Below are 3,766 nucleotides of genomic sequence, written 5' to 3'. Positions count from 1 at the left end.
GCCAAGCCGCTTCTTTGTCTTGCAGACGGCTTTCCAGGAAGTTGTAGACATCATCTGAGCCAACCAAATGCAGGGGCTTGTTCTCTGCGAAGTCAACAAATCGCTGCCAAATCGACAGATAAGTAGACTGGGTTTTGGGATATTTGGGGGATAGATAGCGTTTGTAGTGAGGTGTGATGTCTGCCAAACGATTTACCTGTGGATTTGGCGCGCGGTCTGGCTGCGCATCCCATACTGCTTCAAGCGGCGGTGGCAGTTTTGAAAGATCAGGCTGTCCGAGGGACTCACCTTGCTGTCGGGCAGCGAGAGTTTTGTACCCAGTTTTCACATGTGTCAGCACTTCGTAGGTGAGTGCTTGCCATTGCGCGTCTGTTGCCTCTAATTGATAGCCACGAAACACCATGAGCTGGTTCACGAATTCGTGGAATCTGCCAACATTTCCTGAAGCTACTGCTCGGTTGATGAGGGGGAGCATTTCCTGGATGTTCGCATCCAGTGATTCGAACTCCTCATCGCTCATCCCCTCTTTGCGTGCTTGGGCATCCGCGTCTAGCGTACTCAGAAAGAGGGAAGCGATTTGCCCAGGTAGCTCTGGACTGATCGAAAGGCTTTTAAGCCGCGTCTCACGAGGCAGCTTCAAGAAAGAGTCGATGGAAGTTACTTGCTTTTGGTTGGATCGAGCTGCGGCAAGCTCGCGATCTGTTTGTACGGTCAGCAAGGCGCAAAGCTCTTTGGCCTTTTTGTAGTCTCGCCCGAGCCTTTTTACAAAATTGGCCTTTTTGAAAAGCGTGCGCAAATCTTGGGGGATGGGGCGAAGGAAACGATAACCGTGGTCGTCCTTGCGCATGTAGGTTGGCATGTCAGCGTCCTTTGCTGACCGAACCTTTTGCTGCCGCTGTGTACCAGTCATTTGTACCACTTCAGGAGTAAAACTCCTTCATATGAAGCGATTTCAACAACTTAGTTCAATGTGGCGGAGGCTGTGAGATTCGAACTCACGGAAGGATCACTCCTTCGGCAGTTTTCAAGACTGCTGGTTTAAACCACTCACCCAAACCTCCGGAAGCTGCGTATTCTACACATGGATTGGGCGCTATCTGGTCATCTGCTTGGGGATGTGGCCTGTATGCGCAACTCTGCGCATGCAGAGCGACGGAGATAGGTTTGTTTGATTTGAATTATTAAAATTTAAAAACCATAGCTAAAGATTAATTCCATACACTGGCTCGAGTGAAATGCGGGTTGTTCGCGCATGCAGATCTGAAAGGAAACGATTGATGAGTGAAAACACCTCTGCTTTGGATGATGCAACCTTGGCATTCGCTGAACGTGTGTTTGATGTGGCGCGTCAGGGTGATGCGCAGCAGTTAGCACTGTGGCTAGAAAATGGGCTGCCTGCAACGTTGCGCAATGCCAAGGGCGATAGCTTATTGATGCTGGCCAGTTACTACGGTCATGGAGCAGCGGCCAAGGTGCTGCTGCAGCATGGTGCTGATGCGCAGATTCCGAATGGGCGTGGGCAAACACCTTTGGCAGGCGCTGCTTTTAAGGGTGATCTGGAGATGACACGGTTGCTGCTGGATCACGGTGCACAGGTGGATGGCCCGTCGCCCGATGGTCGTACGCCGTTGATGTTTGCGGCGATGTTCAACCGCTCGGATATTGTGGCGCTGCTGCTAGAGCGTGGCGCGCAGATTGACAGGGCGGATCACCAAGGCAACACGGCGTTGGCGTGCGCTGCGGCGATGAATGCGCACGATGCAGTGGCTTTGTTGCGGCAAAAAATGGTGAATTAGGTGCCGCTCTGTTTTTGAGAGCAGCTTGCGCATATGAGGATTGCTTTTAGGCAGTGAAGTTGTTTGATGTCATGTAGGGGCGGCGCGAGCTGCTCCTTTTTTTATGGCTGGCGAGTGGGTTGCCGTCGGTTTGTAGAACTACTGGGCAGAGTAGCTTTTTCCCGCAATCCCTCATGCGCATTAAAAAAACCGCCTTCGCAAGGAAGGCGGTTTGGATTTGAGATGGCGTGCTGTGCTGTGCGCGCTATGCGTCAGGCTTAGTCGGCGGTCGCGCCCGAGGCTTTGACTGCTGCGCCCCATTTTTTGATGTCGGCATCAATCAGGGCGGTGAAATCGGCCGTGCTCAGACCATAGGCTTCGGCGCCCAGGTCAGAGATTTTCTTTTTCACGCTGTCTTGCGCCAGGATGTCGCGCACATAGCCGTTCATGCGTTCGGCCAGTTCCTTGGGCAGGTTCTTGGAGCCGATCATGCCGTACCAGGGTTCGACTTCAAAGTCGGTATAGCCCAACTCGTGCAAGCTCTTGACGCCCGGAAACTTGGGCGATGCGTGCTTGCTGGTGATGGCCAGTGCCTTCAGCTTGCCGCCGTCGATCTGGGGCTTGAGGGGCACAGGGTTGTCGATGCCGTACTGCACCTCATTGGCCATCAGCGCAATGATCAGCGGGGCCGAGCCCTTGTAGGGGATGTGGGGCGACTTGGCCTTGATCTGCGTGTGGAACATTTCCGCAATCATGTGCTGGGGCGAGCCCGCACCAGCCGAGCCGAAGTTCAACTTGTCGGTCTTGATCTGCTTGACCAGTTCATCCACGCTGTTGATGCCAGAAGTCGCGCCTGTCACCAGCAGAAAGGGCGCTTTGGCGATGGGGGTGATGGGGGTCAGATCGGTCCGGGGGTTATAGGGCACGCTCTTGTACAGCGAGGGCGAGATCACCACAGGACTGCTGGAGCCGACCAGGAAAGTGCCGCCATCGGGTTTGGCGCGGCTGACGTAGGCCGTGGCGATGTTGCCGTTGGCGCCGGGCTTGCTCTCCACGATCACAGCGGCGTCAATGCGCTTTTCCAGCTCCAGCGCCACGATGCGGGCCAGCATGTCGCTGGTGCCACCGGGTGCATAGGGTTGCACCAAGGTAATAGTCTTGACGGGCCAGGCGTCTTTGGCCTGTGCCAGTGTGGGCAGGCCTGCGGCAACGGTCAATACGGCGGTTGCTGCCAAAACGGTTCTACGGAACATATGCACTCCTTGTGATTTGCGCCACGGCATGGGTGAGGCAAAGTGATCGCGATGGCGACCCGAAACAGTGCATTCACTGTTTGGGAATCGGTTGGAACCCTTAGATACTAACCCCCAGTCTTGAAAAATAAAGAACCAAGACAGCGCTCTAATCACAAATGGTGATGTGGATATTACGTAGAAATCGTTGTTTTTTTCAATGGGCGATTCTGTGTTTTGTAATGTGAAAAATGTTGCGTTGCAGCATGATTTGAAAAGACTTTTTTCAGTGCCTTTGACGCCATGCGCTTGCGCGGCCCATTTTTTAGCGCTGGGTTTGCGCGATGAAAAAGACTTTTTTGACGCGTTCGTCCACTTCCCAATGGCCGGCAAAACCTTCGGGCAAAACAAAGCTGTCACCTGCACCAAAAAGGTGGGTGGTGCCGTCCAGGTCAACGATTCGGCAGCTGCCTTCCAGGATGTGGCAAAACTCCACATAGCCCGCGCAGTGCGAGCGGAACACGCCGGCCGTGGCTTCCCACACACCGCTGCTGAGCTGGCCGTGCTGCGCACTGAAGCTCTCCAGCGTTTGGTAGGTGGTGTTGCCGCGAATGGGGCGGTTGGGTTGGCCGTGCTTGGCGTGCGTGAGGTCTTGGGTCTCAATGCGGACGAGCTTGGGTGCAGCAGTCATGGTAGGTGGTGATATAGCAAAAAGAGGAGCTGTTAGCGCTTGTCTAGCCTGCATTTTGAGGTGTTTAG

General features: G+C 54.3%; 4 protein-coding genes and 1 tRNA gene. 1 reads left to right on the top strand and 4 read right to left on the bottom strand.

The annotated features are described in order from the left end of the window. Together QEP12_RS16765 and QEP12_RS16760 are read right to left on the bottom strand one after the other, a co-directional pair. A partial coding sequence (locus tag QEP12_RS16765; protein WP_284214970.1) for a DUF6538 domain-containing protein occupies positions 1–859 on the bottom strand: 859 nt, incomplete at its 3' end. A gap of 112 nt (positions 860–971) precedes the next feature. Continuing rightward, positions 972–1,061, bottom strand: a tRNA-Ser gene (locus tag QEP12_RS16760). 216 nt (positions 1,062–1,277) lie between these two features. Here QEP12_RS16760 and QEP12_RS16755 point away from each other — a divergent pair. Continuing rightward, the gene (locus QEP12_RS16755) at positions 1,278–1,796 is read left to right on the top strand and encodes an ankyrin repeat domain-containing protein (protein WP_174862827.1); all 519 of its coding nucleotides are present in this window, start codon (positions 1,278–1,280) and stop codon (positions 1,794–1,796) included. Between the two features lie 257 nt (positions 1,797–2,053). On the opposite strand, the gene QEP12_RS16750 is transcribed toward QEP12_RS16755, so the two are convergent. Together QEP12_RS16750 and QEP12_RS16745 are read right to left on the bottom strand one after the other, a co-directional pair. After that, positions 2,054–3,028, bottom strand: a complete 975-nt coding sequence (locus tag QEP12_RS16750) for a Bug family tripartite tricarboxylate transporter substrate binding protein (RefSeq protein WP_174862826.1) — start codon at positions 3,026–3,028, stop codon at positions 2,054–2,056. 304 nt (positions 3,029–3,332) lie between these two features. After that, complete coding sequence (locus QEP12_RS16745; RefSeq protein ID WP_174862829.1) at positions 3,333–3,698, bottom strand: cupin domain-containing protein; 366 nt, start codon at positions 3,696–3,698, stop codon at positions 3,333–3,335. Between the last annotated feature and the right edge of the window lie 68 nt (positions 3,699–3,766).

It is taken from the genome of Comamonas jiangduensis, assembly GCF_030162955.1.
Taxonomy (GTDB): domain Bacteria; phylum Pseudomonadota; class Gammaproteobacteria; order Burkholderiales; family Burkholderiaceae_C; genus Comamonas; species Comamonas jiangduensis.
Note: the sequence above shows the minus strand (reverse complement) of the source record. Positions and strands in the feature narration are given on the sequence as shown.